The sequence below is a fragment of the Streptococcus sp. 2741 genome (assembly GCF_013276315.1).
In the GTDB taxonomy this organism is placed as follows: domain Bacteria; phylum Bacillota; class Bacilli; order Lactobacillales; family Streptococcaceae; genus Streptococcus; species Streptococcus pseudopneumoniae.
In genome coordinates, this window is record NZ_VMKU01000055.1 from 1 (window position 1) to 26,787 (window position 26,787).

Sequence of the window (26,787 nt, forward strand, 5' to 3'; positions counted from 1 at the left end):
GATATGAAGTTGTTCAAAACGAGTCGCAGAAATATCGGACAAGCTGGTAAAATCTTGGCTGACAATGGTTATCAAGGACTCATGAAGCTATATCCTCTTTTGCAGGAAGTCTAATATTGTTATAATTTAATTTGAATTCCAAAATCACATTGTTCCGTCCGTATTTTATTTTACTGTATGTCTTCCTAAGCTCCAAAGTTTCTGCGTCAAATTTCCTATTTTCACTGTAGTCTTTGACACTTCGAACGACAATTTGAATCATATATTCAAAAAAAATGAAAAATTTGTGCCAACAAGCCTAAATATTCTGAAAATTTGTTTGATTTTTAATGGATAATATGATATAATGGTCGTCAATCTATAATTCACATAAACAGAGGAGTAGAAAATGAAAAAAAATCGTGTATTTGCTACAGCAGGTCTTGTTTTATTAGCAGCAGGTGTACTTGCAGCATGCAGTTCTTCAAAATCATCTGATTCATCAGCCCCTAAAGCTTATGGCTATGTTTATACAGCAGACCCAGAAACCTTGGACTACCTGATTTCAAGTAAAAATAGTACAACAGTAGTGACTTCAAATGGGATTGATGGTTTATTCACTAACGATAATTACGGTAATCTTGCTCCTGCAGTTGCAGAGGATTGGGAAGTCTCTAAGGATGGTTTGACCTACACTTATAAGATTCGTAAAGGGGTTAAATGGTTTACCTCTGATGGAGAAGAATATGCAGAGGTGACGGCTAAAGATTTCGTGAACGGCTTAAAACACGCAGCAGATAAAAAATCAGAAGCTATGTATCTAGCTGAAAACTCGGTTAAAGGCTTGGCAGATTATCTATCAGGAACTTCAACAGATTTTTCAACAGTTGGTGTCAAGGCGGTTGATGATTATACGTTACAATACACTTTGAACCAGCCTGAACCGTTCTGGAACTCTAAGTTGACCTATTCTATTTTCTGGCCTCTGAATGAAGAATTCGAAACATCAAAAGGAAGCGATTTTGCTAAACCAACAGATCCGACATCCTTGCTTTATAATGGGCCATTCTTGTTGAAAGGGTTGACTGCAAAATCTTCTGTAGAGTTTGTAAAAAATGAACAATATTGGGACAAAGAAAACGTCCACCTAGATACTATAAATCTGGCTTACTATGATGGCTCAGATCAGGAGTCGCTAGAGCGTAACTTCACTAGTGGAGCTTATAGTTATGCCCGTCTTTTCCCTACCAGCTCCAACTATTCTAAGGTTGCAGAAAAATACAAGGACAATATCTATTATACACAACCAGGCTCTGGGATTGCTGGTCTGGGTGTGAATATTGATCGCCAAAGTTACAACTATACTTCTAAAACTACAGATTCAGAGAAAGCAGCTACTAAGAAGGCATTGCTTAACAAAGATTTCCGTCAAGCCTTGAATTTTGCTCTTGATCGCTCAGCTTACTCAGCTCAAATCAATGGTAAAGATGGAGCAGCTTTAGCAGTTCGTAATCTATTTGTAAAACCAGACTTTGTTTCAGTTGGTGAGAAGACCTTTGGTGATTTAGTCGCTGCTCAACTTCCTGCTTATGGAGATGAGTGGAAAGGTGTGAATTTAGCTGATGGGCAGGATGGTTTATTCAATGCTGACAAGGCCAAGGCAGAGTTTGCGAAAGCTAAGAAAGCTTTAGAAGCAGATGGCGTTCAGTTTCCTATTCATCTGGATGTTCCAGTAGACCAAGCATCAAAAGGCTACATCGCCCGTATTCAGTCCTTTAAACAATCTGTAGAAACAGTTCTTGGTGTTGAAAATGTCGTTGTCGATATTCAACAAATGACAAGTGATGAATTCCTTAATATTACTTACTATGCTGCCAATGCTTCATCTGAGGATTGGGATGTATCGGGAGGAGTTACATGGGGACCAGACTATCAAGACCCATCTACTTACTTGGATATTTTAAAAACAACTAGCAGTGAAACTACAAAAACATATTTAGGATTTGATAATCCAAATAGCCCTTCAGTAGTTCAAGTTGGTTTGAAAGAATACGATAAATTGGTTGATGAAGCTGCCAAAGAGACAAGCGACTTGAATGTCCGTTATGAAAAATATGCAGCGGCTCAAGCATGGTTGACTGATAGTTCTCTCTTTATTCCTGCTATGGCTTCTTCTGGTGCAGCACCGGTGCTTTCACGAGTTGTTCCATTTACTAGAGCTTCTGCGCAAACAGGCTCTAAGGGGTCAGATGTTTACTTCAAATATTTGAAATTGCAAGATAAAGCGGTGACTAAGAAAGAGTATGAAAAAGCTCGTGAAAAATGGTTGAAAGAAAAAGCTGAATCAAATGAGAAAGCTCAAAAAGAATTGGCAAGTCATGTGAAGTAAATAATTTCTAATAGAACTTTCTCTCCATGAGGAGAAGGTTCTTTTGGGATTTTTAAAGGAAATAATATGAAAAAATATATTTTTATGCGTGTTTTGCGGTCATTGGTTTCGATTTTCTTAGTGACGACTTTGACCTACACGATTATCTATACCTTGGTTCCTCGAAAATTGATTTTCAAGCAGGATCCTAACTATAATAAAATTGCGACAACGGCTGATAAACGTGATAACTATGAAAATACTGTGTTTGAGCGTATGGGCTACATTGAGTATTACGATACTAAAGAGTTGCAAGAAAAGGCAAGTAGCATGGATTCTTCTGTAACAGTAGAAGCAAATGCGACCAATAAAGCTATTTATGAAAAGTACATCAATCAATTAGGTCATGGTTGGACCTTGGGAGAATTTACTGAAAGTGGTCAATTCTATGCTAGTCGTGAAATCCCCATTTTTGAACGTGTTTTTCACTTCTATGCTAACTTGATTGACATTGACCATACAAATAAAATCCAAGACCCTGAAAATCCAGACTTGAAACGCTACCTTCGTTTTGAAAATGATCCAGCTATCGGATGGTCATTGGTCGGTTCAGGAACTAAACATAAATATCTCTTATACTTTAACAGTCAGTTCCCATTTGTTCATCAAAACTTTGTGAACTTGAATTTAGGTGACTCTTACCCAACCTATGCTAATACACCAGTTCTTCAGGTTATTACTCAAGGTCAAGGACAAACCAAAACTGCCCAAGTTCAGTTCCCAACAGGTAAGAAAACGTCTTCTGTAAATATTTACTCAAGAACCTACAAGTCACCTAGTCAGGCTGACTCTCGTGAAGTAGCTAGCTATGGGAAAGATGATCCTTATACAGCGACTGAAAGTAATTACCAATATCCATCTATGATTGTCAGCTCTGCTATTACTGGTTTGATTGGTTTGGTGATTTCTTATGCGATTGCAGTGCCACTTGGTTCAGCCATGGCTCGTTTCAAGAACACTTGGATTGATAGCTTCTCAACAGGGGCTTTGACCTTCTTGCTTGCTCTTCCAACCATTGCCTTGGTTTACATCGTTCGATTGATTGGATCATCTATTGGTCTTCCAGATTCGTTCCCTATCTTGGGAGCTGGAGATTGGCGTTCTTACGTTTTACCAGCAGTCATCCTTGGTTTGTTGGGTGCTCCTGGTACAGCTATTTGGATTCGTCGTTACATGATTGACTTGCAATCTCAAGACTTTGTTCGTTTCGCTCGTGCAAAAGGTTTGTCTGAAAAAGAAATTTCAAACAAACACATCTTTAAAAATGCCATGGTTCCGCTGGTTTCAGGAATTCCTGGTGCTATTATTGGGGTTATCGGTGGTGCAACCCTTACTGAAACAGTCTTCGCCTTCCCAGGTATGGGTAAAATGTTGATTGACTCTGTAAAAGCATCTAATAACTCTATGGTCGTTGGTCTTGTCTTCATCTTTACATGTATTTCTATCTTCTCACGTCTTTTGGGAGATATTTGGATGACTATTATTGACCCACGTATTAAATTGACTGAGAAAGGAGGCAAATAATGTCTACAATCGATAAAGAAAAATTTCAGTTTATAAAACGTGACGATTTTGCCTCTGAAACTATTGATGCGCCAGCATATTCTTACTGGAAATCAGTGTTTAGACAATTTATGAAGAAAAAATCAACTGTAGTCATGTTGGGAATCTTGGTAGCCATCATTTTGATGAGTTTCATCTACCCAATGTTTTCTAAGTTTGATTTCAATGATGTCAGCAAGGTAAACGACTTTAGTGCTCGTTATATCAAGCCAAATGCTGAGCATTGGTTCGGTACAGACAGTAACGGTAAATCACTCTTTGACGGTGTCTGGTTTGGAGCTCGTAACTCTATCCTTATTTCTGTGATTGCGACAGTGATTAACTTGGTTATCGGTGTTTTTGTCGGTGGTATTTGGGGAATTTCAAAATCAGTTGACCGTGTCATGATGGAAGTTTATAACGTCATCTCAAACATCCCATCTCTTTTGATTGTCATTGTCTTGACTTACTCAATCGGAGCTGGATTCTGGAATCTGATTTTTGCTATGAGTGTGACGACATGGATTGGGATTGCCTTCATGATCCGTGTGCAAATCTTGCGTTACCGTGATTTGGAATACAACTTGGCGTCACGTACTTTGGGAACACCAACCTTGAAGATTGTTGCCAAAAACATTATGCCACAATTGGTATCTGTTATTGTGACAACGATGACTCAAATGCTTCCAAGCTTTATCTCATACGAAGCCTTCTTGTCTTTCTTCGGTCTAGGATTACCGATTACCGTGCCAAGTTTGGGTCGTTTGATTTCGGATTATTCACAAAACGTAACAACCAATGCTTACTTGTTCTGGATTCCATTGACAACCCTTGTTTTGGTATCCTTGTCCCTTTTCGTAGTTGGTCAAAACTTAGCGGATGCTAGTGATCCACGTACACATAGATAGGAGTAGAAATGACAAAAGAAAAAAATGTAATTTTGACTGCTCGCGATATTGTCGTGGAATTTGACGTTCGTGACAAAGTATTGACAGCCATTCGCGGCGTTTCCCTTGAACTAGTTGAAGGAGAAGTATTAGCCTTGGTAGGTGAGTCAGGATCAGGAAAATCTGTTTTGACAAAGACCTTCACAGGTATGCTCGAAGAAAATGGTCGCATTGCCCAAGGTAGTATTGACTACCGTGGTCAGGATTTGACAAATCTATCTTCTCACAAGGATTGGGAACAAATTCGTGGTGCTAAGATTGCGACTATCTTCCAGGATCCAATGACTAGTTTGGACCCCATTAAAACAATTGGTAGCCAGATTACAGAAGTTATTGTAAAACACCAAGGAAAAACAGCCAAGGAAGCAAAAGAATTGGCCATTGACTACATGAATAAAGTTGGAATCCCAGACGCAGATAGACGTTTTGATGAATACCCATTCCAATATTCTGGAGGAATGCGTCAACGTATCGTTATTGCGATTGCCCTTGCCTGCCGACCTGATGTCTTGATCTGTGATGAGCCAACAACTGCCTTGGATGTAACCATTCAAGCTCAGATTATTGATTTGCTAAAATCTTTACAAAACGAGTATCATTTCACAACAATCTTTATCACTCACGACCTTGGTGTGGTAGCAAGTATTGCGGATAAGGTAGCGGTTATGTATGCAGGAGAAATCGTTGAGTATGGAACTGTTGAGGAAGTCTTCTATGACGCTTGCCATCCATATACATGGAGTCTCTTGTCTAGCTTGCCTCAGCTTGCTGATGATAAAGGGGATCTTTACTCAATCCCAGGAACACCTCCGTCACTTTATACTGACTTGAAAGGGGATGCCTTTGCCTTGCGTTCTGACTATGCAATGCAGATTGACTTCGAACAAAAAGCTCCTCAATTCTCAGTATCAGAGACACATTGGGCTAAAACTTGGCTACTTCATGAGGATGCTCCAAAAGTAGAAAAACCAGCTGTGATTGCAAATCTCCATGATAAGATCCGTGAAAAAATGGGATTTGCCCATCTGGCTGACTAGGAGGAAGGAAATGTCTGAAAAATTAGTAGAAATTAAAGATTTAGAAATTTCCTTCGGTGAAGGAAGTAAGAAGTTTGTCGCGGTTAAAAATGCTAACTTCTTTATCAACAAGGGAGAAACGTTCTCGCTTGTTGGTGAGTCAGGTAGTGGGAAAACAACTATTGGTCGTGCTATCATCGGTCTAAATGATACAAGTAATGGAGATATCATTTTTGAGGGTCAAAAGATTAATGGTAAGAAATCGCGTGAACAAGCTGCGGAATTGATTCGTCGAATCCAGATGATTTTCCAAGACCCTGCCGCAAGTTTGAATGAACGTGCGACTGTTGATTATATTATTTCTGAAGGTCTTTACAATCACCGTTTATTTAAGGATGAAGAAGAACGTAAAGAGAAAGTTCAAAATATTATCCGTGAAGTAGGTCTTCTTGCTGAGCATTTGACTCGTTACCCTCATGAGTTTTCAGGTGGTCAACGTCAACGTATCGGTATTGCCCGTGCCTTGGTCATGCAACCAGACTTTGTTATTGCGGATGAACCAATTTCAGCCTTGGACGTTTCTGTGCGTGCCCAAGTCTTGAACTTGCTCAAAAAATTCCAAAAAGAACTTGGCTTGACCTATCTCTTTATCGCCCATGACTTGTCGGTTGTTCGTTTTATTTCAGATCGTATCGCAGTTATTTACAAGGGTGTTATTGTAGAGGTTGCAGAGACAGAAGAATTGTTTAACAATCCAATTCACCCATATACTCAAGCCTTACTTTCAGCGGTACCAATTCCAGACCCAATCTTGGAACGTAAGAAGGTCTTGAAGGTTTACGACCCAAGTCAACACGACTATGAGACTGATAAACCATCCATGGTTGAAATCCGTCCAGGTCACTATGTTTGGGCCAACCAAGCCGAATTGGCACGTTATCAAAAAGGACTAAACTAGTAATGGTTTTATAATTTCCATGTCAACTTTTATGGAAATTATGGCTCTTTGTCAACTGTAGTGGGTTGAAGTCAGCTAAGCTCGAGAAAGGACAAATTTCGTCCTTTCTTTTTTGATGTTCAGAGCGATAAAAATCCGTTTTTTGAAGTTTTCAAAGTTCCGAAATCCAAAGGCATTTCGTTTGATAAGCTTAATGAGATTATTAGTGGCTTCCAATTTTGCGTTAGAATAGTGTAGTTGAAGGGCATTGACAATCTTTTCTTTATCCTTTAGAAAGGTTTTAAAGACAGTCTGAAAAAGAGGATGAACCTGCTTTAGATTGTCCTCAATAAGTTCGAAAAATTTGTCTGGCTCCTTGTTCTGGAAGTGAAAAAGTAAGAGCTGATAGAGATTGTAGTGGTGTTTCAAGTCTTCTGAATAGCTCAAAAGCTTGTTAAGAATCTCTTTATTGGTTAAGTGCATACGAAAAGTAGGGCGATAAAAACGTTTATCGCTGAGTTTACGACTATCCTGTTGAATGAGTTTCCAGTAGCGTTTAATAGCCTTGTATTCATGGGATTTTCGTTCAAACTGATTCATAATTTGGACACGGACACGACTCATAGCACGGCTAAGATGTTGCACAATGTGAAAGCGATCCAGAACGATTTTAGCGTTTGGAAAAAGTCGCCTAGCTAAGTCATAATAAGGACTAAACATATCCATAGTAATAATTTTCACTCGACATCGGACGACCCTATCATATTTAAGAAAGTGATCTCGAATGACGGCTTGTGTTCTACCCTCAAGAACAGTGATGATATTGAGCTTATCAAAGTCCTGAGCAATGAAACTCATCTCCATCTCCCGATTGAAACAGTCACTCCCCGGACTGTTTCAACGTCCCAAGACATAATCTCAGGCAGATTTCTAACATTACACTCAAAGTGGAAGTCATTGAGCTTTCGAATGACAGTTGAAGTTGAAATGGCCAGCTGATGGGCAATATCGGTCATAGAAGTCTTTTCAATCAACTTTTGCGCAATTTTTTGATTGATAATACGAGGGATTTGGTCATTTTTCTTGACGATAGAAGTTTCAGCGACCATCATTTTAGAACAATAATAGCACTTGAAACGACGCTTTCTAAGGAGAATTCTAGTAGGCATACCAGTCGTTTCAAGATAAGGAATTTTAGAAGGTTTTTGAAAGTCATATTTCTTCATTTGACTTCCGCACTCAGGGCAAGATGGGGCGTCGTAGTCCAGTTTGGCGATGATTTCCTTGTGTGTATCCTTATTGATGATGTCTAGAATCTGGATATTAGGGTCTTTGATATCGAGTAGTTTTGTGATAAAATGTAATTGTTCCATATGATTCTTTCTAATGAGTTATTTTGTCGCTTTTCATTATAGATGATATGGGACTTTTTTTCTACACAAAATAGGCTCCATAATATCTATAGGGGATTTACCCACTACAAATATTATAGAGCCGAAATTATAAACCTTTTTTTGTTGGACTGATTTGAAAATCTTTGAAAGCGTACTGAAAGAATTTTCGAAAAATTTTAAAATATTCTGAAATATTCTTGACAGCTAATGAAAAAGGTGGTAAGATAGGAAACATCAAAAAAGAAAGCAGAAAAAGAAATGAATAAGAGACAAGCTGTAACGATGAATCAAAACTTTTACTTTAGCTACTTTAGATAGTGTTTGTAGACATGTCACCATGGATGCAAACAGTTCAAGCAATTTGTTTGTATCTATGTGGCTAAGATTTTTGATTGTGGTCCATATAGATGAATATCTAAATGGACTAGCTAAGTTGTAACTTGTTAGGTTATTTCAAGTACCCGTTTAGGTATTATCTAGGCGGTTTTTTGTTTTATACTCTTCGAAAATCTCTTCAAACCACGTCAGCTCTATCTGCAACCTCAAAATAGTGTTTTGAGCAACCTGTGGCTAGCTTCCTAGTTTGTTCTTTGATTTTCATTGAGTATAATTGAAATAGCACAAATAGGGACGGAAGACTGCTTCCTCCCTTTTATCAGAAAAGGAGAAACAGATGACACTTGATAAAGGAAAAGTAGCCTATCAAATCTATCCAAAATCTTACAAAGACACCACTGAAAACGGTATTGGGGATTTCCGTGGGATTATCGAAAAAATTCCCTATTTAGCCAAACTAGGTGTGGATATGGTCTGGCTCAATCCATTCTATCCAAGCCCTCAACGGGATAATGGTTACGATATTTCAGATTATATGGCAGTGGATCCTCTTTTTGGTGATATGGCTGATTTTGAGGAAATGGTGTGTGTCGGTAAAGAGCACAAGATTGACTTTATGCTGGACATGGTACTTAATCATTGTTCGACAGAGCATGAATGGTTTCAGAAAGCCCTAGCTGGTGATAAGTATTATGAAGACTTTTTCTTCATCCAAGACCAACCAACAGATTGGCAGTCTAAGTTTGGTGGTTCTGCATGGGCGCCTTTCGGGGATACTGGGAAATACTATCTTCACCTATTTGATGAGACCCAGGCTGACCTTAACTGGCGCAATCCCAATGTCCGTAAGGAGCTTTTCAAGGTTGTTAATTTCTGGCGCGACAAGGGTGTCAAAGGTTTTCGATTTGATGTGATCAATTTGATCGGTAAGGACGAGGTTTCAGTGGACTGTCCTGAAAATGAAGGGAAGCCAGCTTATACAGACAAACCCATCGTTCATAACTATTTGCGTATGATGAACCAAGCCACTTTTGGATCTGACGATAGCTTTATGACAGTTGGGGAAATGTCTTCTACCACCATGGACAACTGTGTCCTCTATTCGTCGCCTGATCGTCAGGAATTATCCATGACCTTTAATTTTCATCACCTCAAGGTGGACTATAAGGATGGACAAAAGTGGACCTTGGCTCCCTTTGATTTTGAAGAGTTGAAGAGTCTTTACCATAGTTGGGGTAAGGAAATGAGTGATAAAGACGGTTGGAGTGCCCTCTTTTGGAACAATCACGATCAACCACGTGCCTTGAACCGTTTTGTCGATATTCAAAACTTCCTCAAGGAAGGAGCCACTATGCTAGCAGCCAGCATTCACCTGTCACGTGGGACACCTTATATCTACATGGGTGAGGAAATCGGGATGATTGACCCAGACTATGATTCTATGGCTGATTACGTGGATGTCGAATCGCTTAATGCCTATCAGATGCTCCTAGAAGAAGGAAAGAGTCAGCAAGAAGCCTTCCAGATTATTCAAGCTAAGTCGCGTGATAATTCACGCATTCCCATGCAGTGGGATGCTTCGGAAAATGCAGGATTTTCAACAGGCACTCCTTGGTTGAAAGCTGGTAAATCCTATAAAGACATCAATGTAGAAAATGAAATCCAGGGTCCGATTTTTACCTTCTATCAAGACTTGATTCGACTGCGTAAGGAAATGCCAATCATTTCAGAAGGAAGTTACAAACCAGCCTTTGAAGATAGCAAACAAGTCTACGCTTTTGAACGCCAGTTTGAGGAACAAAAGTTACTAGTGCTCAATAACTTTTATGCTAAAGAAGTGGAAATCGACTTGCCAGCAGTCTACCAAAATGGACAGATTTTGATTTCAAACTATGAAGATGCAGAAGTGTCTGAGAAAATTCTACTAAAACCCTATCAAACACTGGCTATTTATGTAAATTAAACTTAGCAAGGAGACCTCTTTTTCAGAAAAGCAGGGTTCTTTTTGCTGTCTATTCCATCCTTGAAAGTGTAGAACAAACTGTCAATCGAAAGTGATTATGTCCCAAAAAAAATGGTGAGATTGAGGGCAATTATTTTGCTTTCATTTGACAAGAGGAACCCTTGAAGCAGTTTTGTCAGCTAAACCAAGGCTAATCTTAGCCTTGGCTTGTCAGCCTAACAGCATCAAGCCTCTTATCAAATGAAATAGAGGGCTAGCTATCAGCTAGTTAAAACATCTAATTTTTAGGAGGGCTGGGTGACTAACTTCATTATAGAACTTTCATTTAGTTAGCAAAAAGGCTTGTTGTCTATAATTGGCTGCATTAGTCTAGATTTTATTTATAGAAAATGTTATAATAGACTGTATTTAAAAAATTTTAAGGAGAAATGACAGAATGTCTGTATCATTTGAAAACAAAGAAACAAACCGTGGTGTCTTGACTTTCACTATCTCTCAAGACCAAATCAAACCAGAATTGGACCGTGTCTTCAAGTCAGTGAAGAAATCTCTTAATGTTCCAGGTTTCCGTAAAGGTCACCTTCCACGTCCTATCTTCGATAAAAAATTTGGTGAAGAATCACTTTACCAAGACGTTATGAACGCTCTTTTGCCAAACGCTTATGAAGCAGCTGTAAAAGAAGCTGGTCTTGAAGTGGTTGCCCAACCAAAAATTGACGTAACTTCAATGGAAAAAGGTCAAGACTGGGTTATCACTGCTGAAGTCGTTACAAAACCTGAAGTAAAATTGGGTGACTACAAAAACCTTGAAGTATCAGTTGATGTAGAAAAAGAAGTAACTGACGCTGATGTTGAAGAGCGTATCGAACGCGAACGCAACAACCTGGCTGAATTGGTTATCAAGGAAGCTGCTGCTGAAAACGGCGATACTGTTGTTATTGACTTTGTTGGTTCTATCGATGGTGTTGAATTTGATGGCGGAAAAGGTGAAAACTTCTCACTTGGACTTGGTTCAGGTCAATTCATCCCTGGTTTTGAAGACCAATTGGTAGGTCACTCAGCTGGCGAAACTGTTGATGTAGTTGTAACATTCCCAGAAGACTACCAAGCAGAAGACCTTGCAGGTAAAGAAGCTAAATTCGTAACAACTATCCACGAAGTAAAAGCTAAAGAAGTTCCAGCTCTTGATGATGAGCTTGCAAAAGACATCGACGAAGAAGTTGAAACACTTGCTGAATTGAAAGAAAAATACCGCAAGGAATTGGCTGCTGCTAAAGAAGAAGCTTACAAAGATGCAGTTGAAGGTGCAGCAATCGATAAAGCTGTAGAAAACGCTGAAATCGTAGAACTTCCAGAAGAAATGATTCACGAAGAAGTTCACCGCTCAGTAAACGAATTCCTTGGAAACTTGCAACGTCAAGGTATCAATCCTGACATGTACTTCCAAATCACTGGAACTACTCAAGAAGACCTTCACAACCAATACCAAGCAGAAGCTGAGTCACGTACTAAGACTAACCTTGTTATCGAAGCAGTTGCCAAAGCTGAAGGATTTGATGCTTCAGAAGAAGAAATCCAAAAAGAAATCGAGCAATTGGCTGCAGACTACAACATGGAAGTGGCACAAGTACAAAGCTTGCTTTCAGCTGATATGTTGAAACACGACATCACAATCAAAAAAGCTGTTGAATTGATTACAAGCACAGCAACAGTTAAATAATCTTAATAAACAAAAAACCCACCTGATTAGGTGGTTTTTCTTATGCACTATTTTCCAAAAATCTCTCTGAGGTCTGCGTCTGTAATCCCAATCATAGCTGGAATACTGGTCCAGTTTTCTTCGGTTAGGATGTAGGATTGTTCAGAGTTACTTGATGTGACTGTTTCAGAGACAACTGGTTGCTTTTCTTCAATATTCTCCAATAAATCACTGAAGCGTTCAATCAGATAGGTCTTTCGGGCAGTTCCGATGTGCTGGGTAGCATAATCAAAGGCCTGCAATTCACCTAGTAAGATAAGCTTGCTTTTGGCGCGTGTAATGGCTGTGTAGATGAGATTGCGCTCCAGCATACGCCTACTAGCACTGGTAATCGGTAGGATGACAACAGGGAACTCACTTCCCTGTGATTTATGGATGCTCATGGCATAGGCCAGGCGAATCTTGTACCATTCGTTACGTGGGTAAGAGACCTCATTGCCATCAAAATCAATGACAATCTCGTCTTGTTTCGACTCGGTGTATTTACCAGGGATCAGATCTATGATAGCTCCCAAATCTCCGTTAAAGACATTGATTTCAGCATCGTTGACCAAATGAATGACCTTGTCTCCCTTGCGATAGTGGCACTGGGGAGCTTCAAAACTAAGTTGGTCTTTTTGTGGTGGATTGAGCAGATCTTGCATGAGTTGGTTGATGGCATCAATCCCTGCCGTCCCTCGGTACATGGGGGCCAGAACCTGAATATCACGAGCAGGGATACCACTTCTGAGAGCAGCGCCTAAGATTTTTTCAATCGTCGCTGGAATATGGCCACTAGCAATTTCAAAGTAGGAACGGTCAGCTTTTTTCTGGGTGAAATCGGCTGGCAAGATGCCCTGTCTAATCTGACTAGCTAGGGTGACGATGGTTGATTCTTCGCTTTGCCGGTAAATTTTTTCCAAGCGAGTCTGAGGAATCAAGGGAATATGAAGGAGGTCCGCTAGAACCTGTCCAGGACTGACAGAAGGTAGCTGATCACTGTCACCCACGATGAGGATTTTACTGTTAGAAGAGATGTTGGAGAAGAGTTGATTGGCCAGCCAAGTATCCACCATGGAAAATTCATCTACGATGATAAAGTCGGCATCCAGATAATCTTCCAGATGACTGGTATCATCGTCCCCTGTCATTCCTAAATGACGGTGTACGGTCGCGCTAGGCAAGCCTGTCAATTCATTCATGCGACGAGCAGCTCGTCCAGTTGGAGCAGCAAGAAGAATAGGTAGGTTGCTTTTTTTCCTGAGGTCAAGTCCTTCTAAAAGGGCGTAAACAGCGATAATCCCATTGATAACAGTTGTCTTACCAGTACCAGGTCCACCTGTCAGGATAAAGACCTTATTCTGGATAGCATCACAGATAGCTTGTTTTTGAATACTATCATACTCAATCTCCAGATCTTCTTCGACAGTAGCGATATGTTTTTGAATGGTTTCTAAATCTTGGCTCTTCTGTTTTCCTTTTTCAAGGATACGAATCAAGTGACTGCGGATACCTTCCTCAGCGAAAAAGAGGCTGTTGTCAAAGATCTTGGTATCAATCTGCTGAACCTTGTCTTCTTCGATCAGGTAGGAGAGCTCTTGGGCAACTTGGCTGGGGTCTAGTTCCACGGGACGGGAAGACTCAAGGAGAGTAAGGGTTTGTTCCAGCAAATCCCGTGCTTCAACATAGGTGTCCCCTGTTTCCATACAGGCCTGAAAAAGACTGTGAACTAGACCGGCGCGGAAGCGTTCAGGAGCCTGACTTTCGATGCCTAGTTCCTCAGCTAGTTGGTCAGCAATGGTAAAGCCCAAACCCTTGATATCCTCAACCAGCTGGTAGGGATAATTTTCAACCACATCAAGGGTTTCTTCCTTGTAAAAGTCTTGAATCTGAAAGGCTAGTTTGTTGGGAATGCCGTAGTTGGCTAGTTTGGACAAAACCATCTCCGTTCCGTAGTTGAGACGGAGAGTGGAGACGAAAGCCTCGCGATTTTTGGCAGAGAGCCCTGAGATGCCTTCTAGCTTTTCTGGGTGTTGCAGAATTTCGTCAATGGTATTGTCGCCATAGGTATCTACGATTTTCTGAGCTGTCTTGAGACCAATCCCCTTGAAATGGCTACTTGAAAAGTACTTGACCAAGCCCTTACTAGTTGGTTTTGCGCGATCATAACGACTGATTTGCAGTTGTTCTCCATACTTGGAGTGCTGGACAATTTGCCCCCAAAAAGTATAGTCTTCGCCCTCAATTACATCAGCCATGGTTCCTGTGACAATGATTTCAAAATCATCAAAATCCTCTGCGTCCGTATCGTCGATTTCTAGGAGGAGGATGCGATAAAAATTGCTGGGATTTTCAAAAATAATCCGTTCAATGGTTCCTGAAAAATAAACTTCCATAAAATTCCTTTGCATGAATAGGTGAGAGTTAATACTCTTCGAAAATCTCTTCAAACCACGTCAGCTCTATCTGCAACCTCAAAACACTGTTTTGAGCAGCCTGCGGCTAGCTTCCTAGTTTGCTCTTTGATTTTCATTGAGTATAACTTTGTTTCTATCTTAATCAAACTGGGTAGTGAATAATCATCTTCTCACGATAGAAGAAGAGGCTGAGATTGCTGATTCTCGGCCTCTTAGGTCTCTTAAAATGTTCCGATACGGGTGATTGGCCAGAAGCGGAATTTAGCTTCCCCTGTGATATCTTTTGCTTTGAAGGTACCTACGTGGCGGCTGTCGCTCGAAACCAAGCGGTCGTCTCCGAGGAGAAGGTATTCTCCTTCTGGAACTGTAAAGCTAAAGTTGGTGTTGTAGTTGACATCAACTGTGAAGGCTTGAGCTTTTTGAGCGATACTTCTAAAGAAAGTTCCTTTATTTCCTTCAAATCCCTTGCCTGAGTAGGTGCTTTGGAGTTTGTCATCCTTGAAGCGTTTGATATAGTTAGCTAGATAAGGTTCATCTGTCTCTTTGTCATTGATGTAAAGTTTATCATTTTCGTAACGGATGGTATCGCCAGGCATTCCGATGACGCGCTTGACGATGTCCTTATTGCCATCTTCCTCATGGGCCACCACGATATCAAAACGGTCAATAGGGAGGTGCTTAACGACAAAGAGAATTTCGCCATCCGCTAGGGTAGGATCCATGGAGTGTCCTTCTACGCGGACATTACTCCAAAAAAAGATACGACTTAAAGCTAGTAATGACAGAATCAGGAGGAATAATCCCCACTCTTTTAGGAAATTTTTAAATGAATTCATAACTTACCTTTCTAAGCGTTTTTTCGCTTTTTCAGTATTTTTAAAGTGCAATTTGGCGCAGAAGTTGAGTCCCTGCATACCATAGGCTTGTAAAATCTGGCTAGCTACCTTATCAGAAGCTGTTCCAGCTCCACTTGGAAGTTGATAACCCAGTTCTCGTCCTAGATTTTCTAGATTTTCCAGAAAGAGATCACGCGCAATGATAGAAGAAACTGCGACAGCCAAGTATTCGCCCTCAGCCTTTTCTTCTAAGCTGATAGGATTGCTGAAACGATTGGCCTCTTGTGCCAAGTACTTGTCATAATTTTTAGCACTGGTAAAGGCATCAATCACAATTTTCTCAGGTTGAACGCCTTTTTGAAGAAGGAGATAGATAGCCTGGTTATGGAGGGCAACCTTAACCGAAACAGCATTGTAGCGGTCTCCGATGACCTCGTTGTACTTGCTTGGTGAGAGAAGCAGTGCCTGGTGCTGGATTTTGTCCTTGAGGATAGGGGCAATCTGACGAATCTTTTGGTCGGTCAGAGTTTTAGAATCCCCCACACCGAGTTTTCGCAAGAAAGCATGCTGGTCAGGTGTGACAAAGGAAGCCACAACTGCAAGTCCACCAAAGTAGGAACCATTTCCAACCTCATCTGTCCCAATCAAAGGGAAATTTTGTCCCCTGTTTTCCTCTACCATTTGATAGCCAAAGAAACGAGCGTATTTCTCGGCTCCCTCACCCTGAAGCAAGACCTTTCCAGAAGTATAGATAGAAACCGTTGCTTGAGGTAGTCGCAAAAAGTAGCGAATATAGGGATTCTTGCTGGGAGCTAGACTGCTTTGATAGTGTTCAAGAAAAGCCTGAATCTTCTTTTCACTTGGTGTGAGTGTTATACTTGCCATAGTTTCTATTGTACCATAAAAGCAGGCAAATTTGTAAAAACTGACAAAATTAGCGAATTTTGGTATAATATCGTGAGGTGAATTTTATGGCAAATCTAAATCGATTCAAATTTACATTCGGGAAAAAATCATTAACCTTGACAAGCGAGCATGATAACCTTTTTATGGAGGAAATCGCCAAGGTTGCGACAGAAAAATACCAAGCAATTAAAGAACAAATGCCTAGTGCAGACGATGAAACCATCGCTCTTTTGTTGGCAGTCAACTGTTTATCAACTCAGCTCAGCCGTGAGATTGAATTTGACGATAAGGAGCAAGAGATAGAAGAACTCCGCCACAAGCTTGTGACTTGCAAGCAAGAACAGAGCAAGATTGAGGACTCCTTATGATTTCGCTCCTTCTTCTATTGGTCTTGGCTTGGGGATTTTATATCGGCTATCGGAGAGGCCTGCTCTTACAGGTTTATTACCTGATTTCAGCACTGGCATCTGCTTTTATGGCTGGTCAGTTTTACAAGGGGCTTGGCGAGCAGTTTCATTTGCTGCTCCCTTATGCAAATCCGCAGGAAGGTCAGGGAACTTTCTTTTTCCCATCGGATCAACTCTTTCAGTTGGATAAGGTCTTTTATGCAGGGATCGGCTTCTTGCTTGTATTTGGGATTGTCTATAGCATCGGTCGTTTGCTTGGTCTCCTCTTACACTTGATTCCTAGTAAAAAATTGGGTGGTAAGTTGTTCCAAGTTTCAGCAGGTATCTTGTCCATGTTGGTGACCTTATTTGTCTTGCAAGTGGCCTTGACCATCTTGGCGACCATCCCCATGGCAGCTATACAAAATCCTCTTGAAAAGAGTATCGTCGCAAAACACATCATCCAGAGCATACCAGTAACAACCAGTTGGCTCAAACAAATCTGGGTGACAAATTTAATCGGATAAAAAGGGCAGGAGTTTTCCTAGCCCTTTGTTTACAGATTTGACTCGAATCTATTAGAATGTAAAAAGCTATCACACCTAGACATTCAAAGATAAGGAAATAAAGATGAATAAGAAAATATTAGAAACATTAGAGTTTAATAAGGTCAAGGCCTTGTTTGAGCCCCATTTGTTGACCGAGCAGGGCTTGGAGCAATTGAGACAGCTGGCTCCGACTGCTAAAGCAGATAAAATCAAACAGGCTTTTGCTGAGATGAAGGAGATGCAGGCTCTTTTCGTAGAGCAACCGCATTTTACTATTCTCGCAACTAAGGAAATTGCAGGAGTCTGCAAGCGGTTGGAGATGGGAGCAGACCTCAATATCGAGGAGTTCCTCCTCTTGAAGCGCGTGCTTCTTTCTAGCAGAGAACTGCAAAGTTTTTATGCCAATCTGGAAAATGTCAGTTTGGAAGAGTTAGCCCTTTGGTTTGAGAAATTACACGATTTTCCGCAATTACAAGGAAATCTCCAAGCCTTTAATGATGCAGGTTTCATTGAAAATTTTGCCAGTGAAGAATTGGCGCGCATCCGTCGAAAAATCCATGATAGCGAGAGTCAGGTACGCGATGTTTTACAAGACTTGCTCAAGCAAAAAGCGCAGATGTTGACGGAAGGAATCGTTGCCAGCAGAAATGGCCGTCAGGTTCTACCTGTCAAAAATACCTACCGCAATAAGATTGCAGGTGTCGTTCATGATATTTCTGCCAGCGGAAACACCGTCTATATCGAACCCCGTGAGGTGGTCAAACTGAGCGAAGAAATTGCCAGTTTGCGAGCAGATGAGCGCTATGAAATGCTTCGCATTCTCCAAGAAATTTCTGAGCGTGTTCGCCCTCATGCGGCTGAGATTGCTAATGACGCTTGGATTATCGGTCATCTGGACTTGATTCGTGCTAAGGTTCGCTTTATCCAAGAAAGGCAAGCAGTCGTTCCTCAGCTATCAGAAAATCAAGAAATTCAACTGCTCCATGTCTGCCATCCTTTGGTCAAAAATGCCGTTGCAAATGATGTCCATTTTGGACAAGATTTAACAGCTATTGTCATTACAGGTCCCAATACAGGTGGGAAGACCATCATGCTTAAAACTCTGGGCTTGACGCAGGTGATGGCTCAGTCTGGTTTGCCGATTTTAGCAGATAAGGGAAGTCGTGTTGGTATTTTTGAAGAAATCTTTGCCGATATTGGCGATGAGCAATCTATTGAGCAGAGCTTGTCTACCTTCTCTAGCCACATGACCAATATCGTGGATATTCTTGGCAAGGTCAATCAACATTCACTCTTACTCTTGGATGAGTTGGGGGCTGGTACAGATCCTCAAGAGGGAGCAGCCCTCGCCATGGCTATTCTGGAAGACCTTCGCCTGCGTCAAGTCAAGACAATGGCGACTACCCACTATCCGGAACTCAAGGCCTATGGTATTGAGACAGCCTTTGTTCAAAATGCCAGCATGGAGTTTGATACTGCAACTCTTCGCCCGACTTATCGCTTTATGCAGGGTGTTCCTGGCCGAAGCAATGCCTTCGAAATTGCCAAACGTCTAGGCCTATCTGAAGTTATCGTAGGGGATGCCAGTCAGCAGGTTGATCAGGACAATGATGTCAATCAGATTATTGAACAACTGGAAGAGCAGACGCTAGAGAGTCGCAAACGTTTGGACAATATCCGTGAGGTGGAGCAAGAAAATCTCAAGATGAATCGTGCTCTCAAAAAACTCTACAACGAGCTCAATCGTGAAAAGGAAACCGAGCTTAACAAGGCGCGTGAACAGGCTGCTGAGATTGTGGACATGGCCCTCAGTGAGAGTGACCAGATTCTCAAAAATCTCCACACTAAATCTCAACTCAAGCCCCACGAAATCATTGAAGCCAAGGCTAAGTTGAAAAAATTGGCCCCTGAAAAAGTAGATTTGTCTAAAAACAAGGTCCTTCAAAAGGCCAAGAAAAAACGAGCTCCAAAGGTGGGAGATGATATCGTAGTTCTCAGTTATGGACAGCGTGGTACCCTGACCAGTCAACTTAAGGATGGCCGTTGGGAAGCCCAAGTTGGCTTGATTAAGATGACCTTGGAAGAGAAAGAGTTTGACCTTGTTCAAGCCCAGCAAGAAAAGCAAGTCAAGAAGAAACAGGTCAATGTCGTGAAACGAACTTCTGGTCGTGGCCCACAAGCCAGACTGGACCTTCGAGGCAAACGTTATGAAGAGGCCATGAATGAGCTAGATGCCTTTATCGACCAAGCCTTGCTTAACAATATGGCTCAAGTTGATATCATCCATGGTATCGGAACAGGTGTCATCCGTGAAGGTGTCACTAAATACCTACAAAGAAACAAACATGTCAAGAGTTTCGGCTATGCCCCGCAAAATGCTGGAGGCAGTGGCGCGACTATTGTCACTTTTAAAGGATAGAAGTATTCTGAGCTTTATACAGTAAAAACTGTTGAATTAAGTTTTACTAATAAACACATTGACAAAAGCCAACATTTTTTGTAAAATAAGAATCAATTAAATACCAACACCGAATGAAGTTTAATAGAAGTGGGGAATCGTTTGATTTTCCATGACTGTAAATGGACGGAACTCTGGAGAGACCGTAAAGGCACCGAAGGGGCAAGGCAGGCAACTGCTCAAACTCTCAGGTAAAAGGACAGAGCTAGGATAGACCGCTTTTTAGCATTTATCTAAGCATTCCAGAGTACATGTATCTTGCATGTGCTCTTTCTTTTGGGGTTGAAAAGATAGGAGAAGGAAATGTTAGAATTGCTTAAATCAATCGATGCTTTTGCTTGGGGACCGCCCCTCTTGATTTTATTGGTCGGAACAGGGATTTACCTAACTATTCGGCTAGGACTCTTGCAGGTTTTGCGTCTGCCCAAGGCCTTTCAGCTTATTTTTATCCAGGATAAGGGACATGGTGATGTATCCAGTTTTGCAGCTCTGTGTACAGCCTTGGCATCAACCGTTGGAACAGGGAATATTATAGGAGTTGCGACGGCTATCAAGGTTGGTGGACCAGGAGCTCTCTTTTGGATGTGGATGGCGGCTTTCTTTGGAATGGCTACCAAGTATGCGGAAGGACTCTTGGCCATCAAATACCGCACCAAGGACGACCATGGTGCAGTAGCGGGAGGTCCCATGCACTATATCCTTCTAGGAATGGGAGAAAAGTGGCGACCACTTGCTGTTTTGTTTGCAGTAGCAGGAGTATTGGTTGCTCTCTTGGGAATCGGAACCTTCACCCAAGTCAACTCGATTACAGAATCTATCCAAAATACAACGGCTATTTCACCAGCCATCACAGCTCTCGTCTTGTCTGTCTTTGTAGCGATTGCTGTCTTTGGTGGACTCAAGTCCATTTCTAAGGTTTCAACTACTGTTGTTCCTTTTATGGCGATCATTTATATCTTAGGAACTCTTACAGTTATTTTCTTTAATATCGGGAAAATTCCTTCTACAATCGCTTTAATCTTGACATCGGCTTTTAGTCCCCTTGCTGCGGTAGGTGGATTTGCTGGTGCTAGCGTTCGGATGGCTATTCAAAATGGTGTGGCGCGTGGTGTGTTCTCAAATGAATCTGGTCTAGGTTCTGCTCCCATTGCAGCGGCTGCGGCTAAGACAAATGAACCAGTAGAGCAAGGTTTGATTTCTATGACAGGAACCTTTATTGATACTCTCATTATCTGTACTCTGACTGGTTTGACCATCTTGGTGACTGGTGTTTGGAGTGGTGACTTAAATGGGGTTGCCTTGACTCAGTCAGCCTTCTCAACAGTCTTTTCACACTTTGGGCCTGCCCTCTTGACCATCTTCCTTGTACTTTTTGCCTTCACAACGATTCTAGGTTGGAACTATTACGGAGAACGCTGTTTCGAGTTCCTCTTTGGTGTTCGTTTTATCTGGCTCTACCGTGTGGTCTTTGTGCTCATGGTCTTGTTGGGAGGATTTATCGAGTTGGATATGGTCTGGATTATCGCAGATATCGTCAACGCCTTGATGGTTCTGCCAAACTTGATTGCCCTCTTAGTCTTGTCGCCAGTCGTTATTGCTGAAACTAAAAAGTATTTTGACAAATAATGAAATCACACATGGCGTGTGATTTTTTTGCCTATAAATGATTTTTATCAAGCTGATATATAATATATATTATGCAAATGATTGGAAGTGTGATAAACTAATACTCAATGAAAATCAAAGAGCAAACTAGGAAGCTAGCCGCAAGCTGTACTTGAGTACGGTAAGGCGACGCTGACGCGGTTTGAATTTGATTTTCGAAGAGTATAATATACAACGAAAATCTTATGAGAGAATAAACCTTTGTCTTAAATAAACTTAGGAATCAGGACTTTATAAGATTTTCCAATAATATTAGTGTCAATAACAAGAAAAGAGGTATCTTATGACAACATTTACAATCCATACAGTAGAATCAGCACCGGCAGAAGTGAAAGAAGTTCTTGAAACAGTAGAAAAAGACAACAATGGCTATATTCCCAACCTAATCGGTCTCTTGGCCAATGCACCGACTGCTTTAGAAGCATACCGAACTGTCGCATCTATCAACCGTCGCAACAGCCTGACACCCGTTGAGCGTGAAGTGGTGCAAATCACGGCAGCCGTGACCAATGGTTGTGCCTTCTGTGTCGCAGGTCACACAGCCTTTTCCATCAAACAAATCCAGATGAATGATGACTTGATTCAAGCTCTTCGCAATCGTACTCCAATTGAAACAGATCCTAAATTGGATACCCTAGCTAAGTTTACTTTGGCAGTTATCAATACCAAGGGTCGTGTAGGAGATGAAGCCTTGTCTGAGTTTTTAGAAGCTGGCTACACCCAACAAAATGCCTTGGATGTGGTTCTTGGTGTCAGCCTAGCAAGCCTCTGTAACTATGCCAACAACCTAGCCAATACCCCAATTAACCCAGAATTGCAACCTTATGCTTAATTCATATCTGAGTAAAAAATGAAGTCTGAAATCAACGGACTTCGTTTTTTATCCCCTCATTTAAGCGCTTTTATGCTATACTGAAACTAACATGATTATTGGAGGTTAGGATGAAAAAACTCCCCTTGGTATTTTCTGGTTGTTTGCTAGGTTTAGCAGGATCTGGAAATCTTATTTTAGATACGTTGCCGGTTCTGTCACATCTTTTTAGTCTGACAGGTTTGATTTTGTGGATTTACTTTCTGCTTCTGCATCTTTTTAATTGGAAAGAAACCAAGCAAGAGTTGACCAAGCCCCCTCTTTTATCAGGAATGGCCACCTTTCCCATGGCTGGGATGATTTTATCGACCTATGTCTTTCGCGTCTTCCCTCATCTTTCTTTGGTTGTGCAAGGACTCTGGTGGTGTTCATTTCTCTTGGATTTGGCCTTGATTGCTGGTTTCACTATCAAGTTTGCTTGTCCGGGTCGGAGGGTTCATGCTACTCCTAGCTGGACGGTGCTTTATGTAGGGATAGCGGTAGCAGCCTTGACTTATCCTCTGGTGGGTATCATTGAAATTGCCTATGTGACCTTGAGTTTTGGTTTTCTTCTTACCTTCTATCTCTATCCCCTTATTTATAGTGATTTAAAGAAGCAACCACTCCCACTAGCCTTGCTTGGGCAAGAAGGTATCTACTGTGCTCCCTTTTCTTTGCTTTTGGCTTCTCTGGTTCGAGTTGGAGGAGCTAGCCTACCGACTTGGGTCTTGATTTTCATGCTTTTGGCTTCCCAATCCTTCTTTTTCTTTGTTTTGACTCGCCTACCCAATATTTTAAAACAAGGTTTTCAACCAGCCTTCTCAGCCCTCACCTTCCCGACTATTATCACAGCTACTTCGCTTAAGATGGCTCAGGGAATCTTGAAACTTCCATTTTTGGATTATTTGGTACTGGCTGAAACTGTTATTTGCCTAATCATTTTGCTCTTTGTATTAGGCGCTTATCTGATTTGGTTACGAAAAAAGGTCTAGCTAGAAATAGCTAAACCTTATTTTTTATGGTTTGATGACCTCAGCTCCACCCATGTATGGACGAAGTGCTTCTGGGATGGTCACGGAACCATCTTCATTTTGGTAGTTTTCAAGAATAGCAGCCACTGTACGTCCAACTGCAAGTCCAGAACCGTTCAAGGTATGGAGCAATTTCACCTTGCCATCTGCTTCATCACGGTAACGGATTTGGGCACGACGGGCTTGGAAATCTTCTGTGTTTGAACAGCTTGAGATTTCACGGTAGGTATTTTGGGCTGGAATCCACACTTCCAAGTCGTAAGTCTTCGCAGATGAGAAGCCCATATCTCCAGTAGAGAGCGCAACGACACGGTATGGAAGGTTAAGTTTTTGAAGAATGTTTTCAGCGTTGGTTGTCATTTTTTCCAATTCTTCGTAAGATTCTTCTGGTTTGGCAAATTTAACCATTTCAACCTTATGGAATTGGTGCAAACGAATCAAGCCACGAGTATCACGACCAGCTGAACCAGCCTCAGAACGGAATGATGGGCTCATAGCAGTGAAATAGATTGGCAGGTCTTTACCGTCAAGGATTTCATCACGGTAGTAGTTTGTCAGAGGAACTTCAGCTGTAGGAATAAGGACGTAATTGCTGTCGCTGAGTTCAAAAGTATCTTCCTTGAATTTTGGATATTGACCAGTCCCAAACATAGAATCGTGGTTAACCATGTAAGGCGTGATGACTTCAGTATAACCTTCTTTGCCATGCTCGTCCAACATAAAGTTGTAGATAGCACGTTCCAAACGAGCACCGAGGCCTTTATAGAAGAGGAAGCGAGCGCCTGTTACCTTGCCACCGCGTTCCCAGTCGAGGATACCAAGGTCTTCACCAAGATCCCAGTGAGCTTTTGGCTCGAAATCGAACTCGCGTGGAGTGCCCCAACGACGAACTTCCACATTGTCATCTTCGTCAGCCCCAATAGGAACGCTGTCAGCAGGGATGTTTGGAAGAGTAGTAGTAAATTCTGTCAATTTAGCATCGATTTCTGCCAATTCAGCATCCAAGGCTTTAACCTCAGCAGATAGAGTTTGCATGGCAGCAATCTTGTCATCTGCATTTTCCTTGTTGCGTTTGGCTTGGGCAATCTCAGCAGAAACTGTGTTGCGTTCAGCCTTGAGAGTTTCAACCTTGACCAAGATGTCACGACGTTTAGCATCGATTTCTTTCATCTCGTTTAAGACAGCAGCATCTACACCACGTGTAGCCAATTTTTCTGCGACAGCATCAAAGTCTGTACGAATACGTTTGATATCTAACATAAGAACTCCTTTATGAAAAAAGCACACCTGACAAAGCGTTGGAGTGGCAGGGCCACGGTTCCATCCAACTTCACAGGTGTGCACTTGATTGTGCATGTAATTGTTATTAACGGTAGAATTTCATCTATCCCTCCTATCTGCTCGCAGCATCCGCAGACTTTCTGAAAGAAGAAGATAACCTACTTATCCGTTGCTATAATTATACTAAAGTTTCTACTTTTTTGCAAATAGATTTTTAAATTTTTGACCAATTGTCTGAATCAGGGTCGGAAGTTTGATGACCTTGTCATTACCCAGTTTTTCACGAGCAATTTTGAGAATGGCACCTGAGTCTTTTGAAGCAAAGAGGAATTTTCCTTTGTCTGTAAAGACTTCGAAGTGGCGACTGATTTTCCGCCCAGTGACATTGGCTCCAATTTGGTTGATATGGCTCCAAGGAATCTGGATAAATTGTTCAACATTGACATCGGGGTAAAATTCCAAAGCCTGATCTCCGACAAGGAATTTCCCAACTTTCCCAGCGATAGAGAGGTAGGAAGTGCCTGTCGTACTGAGGAGTACTGTTTTGTTAAGTGATTGAGCCATGCTTAGTCTTCCTTACTTTCTCCAAAAAAGGCATTGTAGAGGGCTTTGATTGCTGCTTTCTCTTGGTCTTTATTGACAACAAACATGATAGAAACTTCACTAGAACCTTGAGACATCATCTGGATGTTGATCTTATTTTCAGATAGAGCGCGTGTCGCAGTAGCAGTCACTCCGATATGGCTCTTCATTTTTTCACCAACAATCATAATGATAGAAAGGTCGTGTTCGATTTCTGCATGATCTACTTTAGCCTTTTGAACCAACTGACGCAGGATTTCTTCTTCCTTGATAGGAGTTAGTTCGCGAGAACGGAGGATGATTGAAAGATCGTCGATACCGGTTGGCATATGTTCCCAACCGATGTTAAGATCTTCAAGGATTTGCAGAACCTTGCGTCCAAATCCAACCTCACGGTTCATAAGGTATTTCGACATGTTGATGCTGACAAAGCCTGAGTCACCAGCAATTCCCACAACTGGAAATTCATCACTACTGTGTTTTAGAACGATACGAGTACCTGGGTGGTCAGGGTTATTGGTATTCTTGATAACCAGAGGGATTTTTCCACGGTAGGCAGGAAGAAGAGCTTCGTCATGAAGAACTGAGAATCCTGCATAGGCCAACTCACGCATTTCACGGTAGGTCAACTCAGGGATCGAGTGTGGTTGGTGGATAATACCAGGGTGGGCTGCAAAGATACCATCAACGTCCGTAAAGTTTTCATAGAGGTCGGCTTTTACACCTGCAGCAATGATAGAACCTGTAATATCAGAACCTCCACGTGAGAAAGTACAGATTTGATTTTCCTTGGTAACTCCAAAGAAACCAGGAATGACAAGAACTTCATTTGCATTTGTCAATTCTTCAATCTTGTCATAACTTGATGGAATGATGCGAGCGTGACCAGGTTCACTTGTGACCACAATCCCAGCTTCTCTAGGGTGCATATAGCGTGCATCGATACCATTTTGGTTAAAGTAGGCAGCAATCAATTTGGCATTGTTATTTTCACCGGCTGCTAGGAAAGTATCGTAGAGAAATTCATTTTCATCAATAGGAAGAGTGGCCAAGGCACGAATACTTTTTGAAATTTTTTCTAGCACAGCTGGTTTAAGACCTAGTTCACTAACCATAGCAGCATAGCGGTCGATAATCCAGTTTTGGCTCTTGCTAATATCGTTACCAGCAACATAATCGCGGTAGTATTTAATCAAGGCATCCGTAACCTTAGTATCTTCAGCATTGCGTTTTCCTGGTGCAGAAACAACTACAAAACGACGCTCTGGATCGCTTTTAACGATGTTTAAAACTTTTTCTAATTGACCAGCAGAGGCAAGAGAGCTACCTCCAAATTTAACAACTTTCATAAGAACTCCTAAAGTAAGTATTTTATACGATTATAGCAGAAAGAAAGCCTTTTTTCAATGAAGAAAATAAGATGCTTTATAGGATAAAGCGAGCCTTTCCAATCGGCTGAGACACTTTCAGTCAATTTTTTCTTGCTTTCTGTTCCTAAAAAAGATATACTTTGAAAATAAAATAATTCAATACTCAATGAAAATCAA

The 26,787-nt window shown here is 41.3% G+C and carries 20 protein-coding genes, 2 pseudogenes and 1 riboswitch; of the genes and pseudogenes, 14 read left to right on the forward strand and 8 right to left on the reverse strand.

The genetic code is table 11. The annotated features are described in order from the left end of the window. Positions 1-96 (forward strand): annotated as a pseudogene (locus HT671_RS06115) (IS5/IS1182 family transposase); the annotation flags it as partial. Here HT671_RS06115 and HT671_RS11645 read toward each other — a convergent pair. Further along, positions 80-262: a hypothetical protein gene (locus tag HT671_RS11645; RefSeq protein ID WP_078800210.1), complete on the reverse strand. Its 183-nt coding sequence runs from the start codon at positions 260-262 to the stop codon at positions 80-82. The pseudogene HT671_RS06115 and the gene HT671_RS11645 overlap by 17 nt on opposite strands. 126 nt (positions 263-388) lie before the next feature. On the opposite strand from HT671_RS11645, the gene HT671_RS06120 reads away from it, so the two are divergent. From HT671_RS06120 to HT671_RS06140, 5 genes are all read left to right on the forward strand, one after another. Then, on the forward strand, positions 389-2,368 hold the full coding sequence (locus tag HT671_RS06120; RefSeq protein ID WP_050269502.1) for a peptide ABC transporter substrate-binding protein: 1,980 nt from the start codon (positions 389-391) through the stop codon (positions 2,366-2,368). A 66-nt stretch (positions 2,369-2,434) separates the two neighbouring features. Next, positions 2,435-3,931 (forward strand): ABC transporter permease, encoded by a 1,497-nt coding sequence (locus tag HT671_RS06125; protein ID WP_050207981.1) that lies wholly within the window; start codon positions 2,435-2,437, stop codon positions 3,929-3,931. Further along, entirely contained in the window at positions 3,931-4,857 is a 927-nt protein-coding gene (gene oppC, locus HT671_RS06130; protein ID WP_000103690.1) for an oligopeptide ABC transporter permease OppC, read from the forward strand. The genes HT671_RS06125 and oppC overlap by 1 nt, the downstream gene beginning before the upstream one ends. An 8-nt stretch (positions 4,858-4,865) precedes the next feature. Beyond that, on the forward strand, positions 4,866-5,933 hold the full coding sequence (locus HT671_RS06135; protein ID WP_000159563.1) for an ABC transporter ATP-binding protein: 1,068 nt from the start codon (positions 4,866-4,868) through the stop codon (positions 5,931-5,933). A gap of 10 nt (positions 5,934-5,943) precedes the next feature. Then, positions 5,944-6,870: an ATP-binding cassette domain-containing protein gene (locus HT671_RS06140; RefSeq protein WP_101514805.1), complete on the forward strand. Its 927-nt coding sequence runs from the start codon at positions 5,944-5,946 to the stop codon at positions 6,868-6,870. A 75-nt stretch (positions 6,871-6,945) separates the two neighbouring features. Here the strand turns inward: HT671_RS06140 and HT671_RS06145 are convergent. Then, positions 6,946-8,222: pseudogene (locus HT671_RS06145) on the reverse strand (ISL3 family transposase). Between the two features lie 694 nt (positions 8,223-8,916). Between HT671_RS06145 and treC the strand changes: the two are divergent. Together treC and tig are read left to right on the forward strand one after the other, a co-directional pair. Next, on the forward strand, positions 8,917-10,542 hold the full coding sequence (gene treC / locus HT671_RS06150; protein WP_101514804.1) for an alpha,alpha-phosphotrehalase: 1,626 nt from the start codon (positions 8,917-8,919) through the stop codon (positions 10,540-10,542). Between the two features lie 436 nt (positions 10,543-10,978). Then, on the forward strand, positions 10,979-12,262 hold the full coding sequence (tig, locus tag HT671_RS06155; RefSeq protein WP_101514803.1) for a trigger factor: 1,284 nt from the start codon (positions 10,979-10,981) through the stop codon (positions 12,260-12,262). Between the two features lie 47 nt (positions 12,263-12,309). Here tig and HT671_RS06160 read toward each other — a convergent pair whose 3' ends face one another. The 3 genes from HT671_RS06160 to rnhC all read right to left on the reverse strand — a co-directional run bounded on the left by HT671_RS06160 (position 12,310) and on the right by rnhC (position 16,418). Continuing rightward, complete coding sequence (locus tag HT671_RS06160; RefSeq protein ID WP_101514802.1) at positions 12,310-14,676, reverse strand: ATP-dependent RecD-like DNA helicase; 2,367 nt, start codon at positions 14,674-14,676, stop codon at positions 12,310-12,312. A gap of 242 nt (positions 14,677-14,918) precedes the next feature. Continuing rightward, positions 14,919-15,533 carry a signal peptidase I gene (lepB, locus tag HT671_RS06165; RefSeq protein ID WP_101514801.1) on the reverse strand — a complete coding sequence of 205 codons (615 nt, stop codon included), beginning with the start codon at positions 15,531-15,533 and terminating at the stop codon, positions 14,919-14,921. Positions 15,534-15,536: 3 nt separating this feature from the next. Next, a complete protein-coding gene (rnhC, locus tag HT671_RS06170; protein ID WP_101514800.1) occupies positions 15,537-16,418 on the reverse strand; it encodes a ribonuclease HIII in 882 nt (293 codons plus the stop codon). Between the two features lie 86 nt (positions 16,419-16,504). On the opposite strand from rnhC, the gene zapA reads away from it, so the two are divergent. From zapA to HT671_RS06200, 6 genes are all read left to right on the forward strand, one after another. After that, positions 16,505-16,807 carry a cell division protein ZapA gene (gene zapA / locus HT671_RS06175; RefSeq protein WP_031222907.1) on the forward strand — a complete coding sequence of 101 codons (303 nt, stop codon included), beginning with the start codon at positions 16,505-16,507 and terminating at the stop codon, positions 16,805-16,807. Continuing rightward, positions 16,804-17,352, forward strand: a complete 549-nt coding sequence (locus tag HT671_RS06180; RefSeq protein ID WP_101514799.1) for a CvpA family protein — start codon at positions 16,804-16,806, stop codon at positions 17,350-17,352. The genes zapA and HT671_RS06180 overlap by 4 nt, the downstream gene beginning before the upstream one ends. Before the next feature lie 103 nt (positions 17,353-17,455). Next, on the forward strand, positions 17,456-19,792 hold the full coding sequence (locus tag HT671_RS06185; RefSeq protein ID WP_138699426.1) for an endonuclease MutS2: 2,337 nt from the start codon (positions 17,456-17,458) through the stop codon (positions 19,790-19,792). A 163-nt stretch (positions 19,793-19,955) separates the two neighbouring features. Beyond that, a riboswitch (glycine riboswitch) is annotated at positions 19,956-20,044 on the forward strand. 90 nt (positions 20,045-20,134) lie between these two features. After that, positions 20,135-21,457: a sodium:alanine symporter family protein gene (locus HT671_RS06190; RefSeq protein WP_000891475.1), complete on the forward strand. Its 1,323-nt coding sequence runs from the start codon at positions 20,135-20,137 to the stop codon at positions 21,455-21,457. Positions 21,458-21,779: 322 nt separating this feature from the next. Then, positions 21,780-22,328 carry a carboxymuconolactone decarboxylase family protein gene (locus HT671_RS06195; protein WP_000206765.1) on the forward strand — a complete coding sequence of 183 codons (549 nt, stop codon included), beginning with the start codon at positions 21,780-21,782 and terminating at the stop codon, positions 22,326-22,328. A 110-nt stretch (positions 22,329-22,438) separates the two neighbouring features. After that, positions 22,439-23,338 (forward strand): TDT family transporter, encoded by a 900-nt coding sequence (locus HT671_RS06200; protein ID WP_101514663.1) that lies wholly within the window; start codon positions 22,439-22,441, stop codon positions 23,336-23,338. A gap of 24 nt (positions 23,339-23,362) precedes the next feature. Here HT671_RS06200 and serS read toward each other — a convergent pair whose 3' ends face one another. The 3 genes from serS to HT671_RS06215 form a co-directional block, all read right to left on the reverse strand. Continuing rightward, positions 23,363-24,637, reverse strand: coding sequence for a serine--tRNA ligase (gene serS / locus HT671_RS06205; RefSeq protein WP_100104178.1), 1,275 nt, complete (start codon positions 24,635-24,637; stop codon positions 23,363-23,365). 213 nt (positions 24,638-24,850) lie between these two features. Further along, a complete protein-coding gene (locus HT671_RS06210) occupies positions 24,851-25,222 on the reverse strand; it encodes a DUF956 family protein (RefSeq protein ID WP_000079356.1) in 372 nt (123 codons plus the stop codon). Between the two features lie 2 nt (positions 25,223-25,224). Beyond that, positions 25,225-26,589 (reverse strand): aspartate kinase, encoded by a 1,365-nt coding sequence (locus HT671_RS06215; protein WP_023938539.1) that lies wholly within the window; start codon positions 26,587-26,589, stop codon positions 25,225-25,227. Positions 26,590-26,787 lie beyond the last annotated feature (198 nt).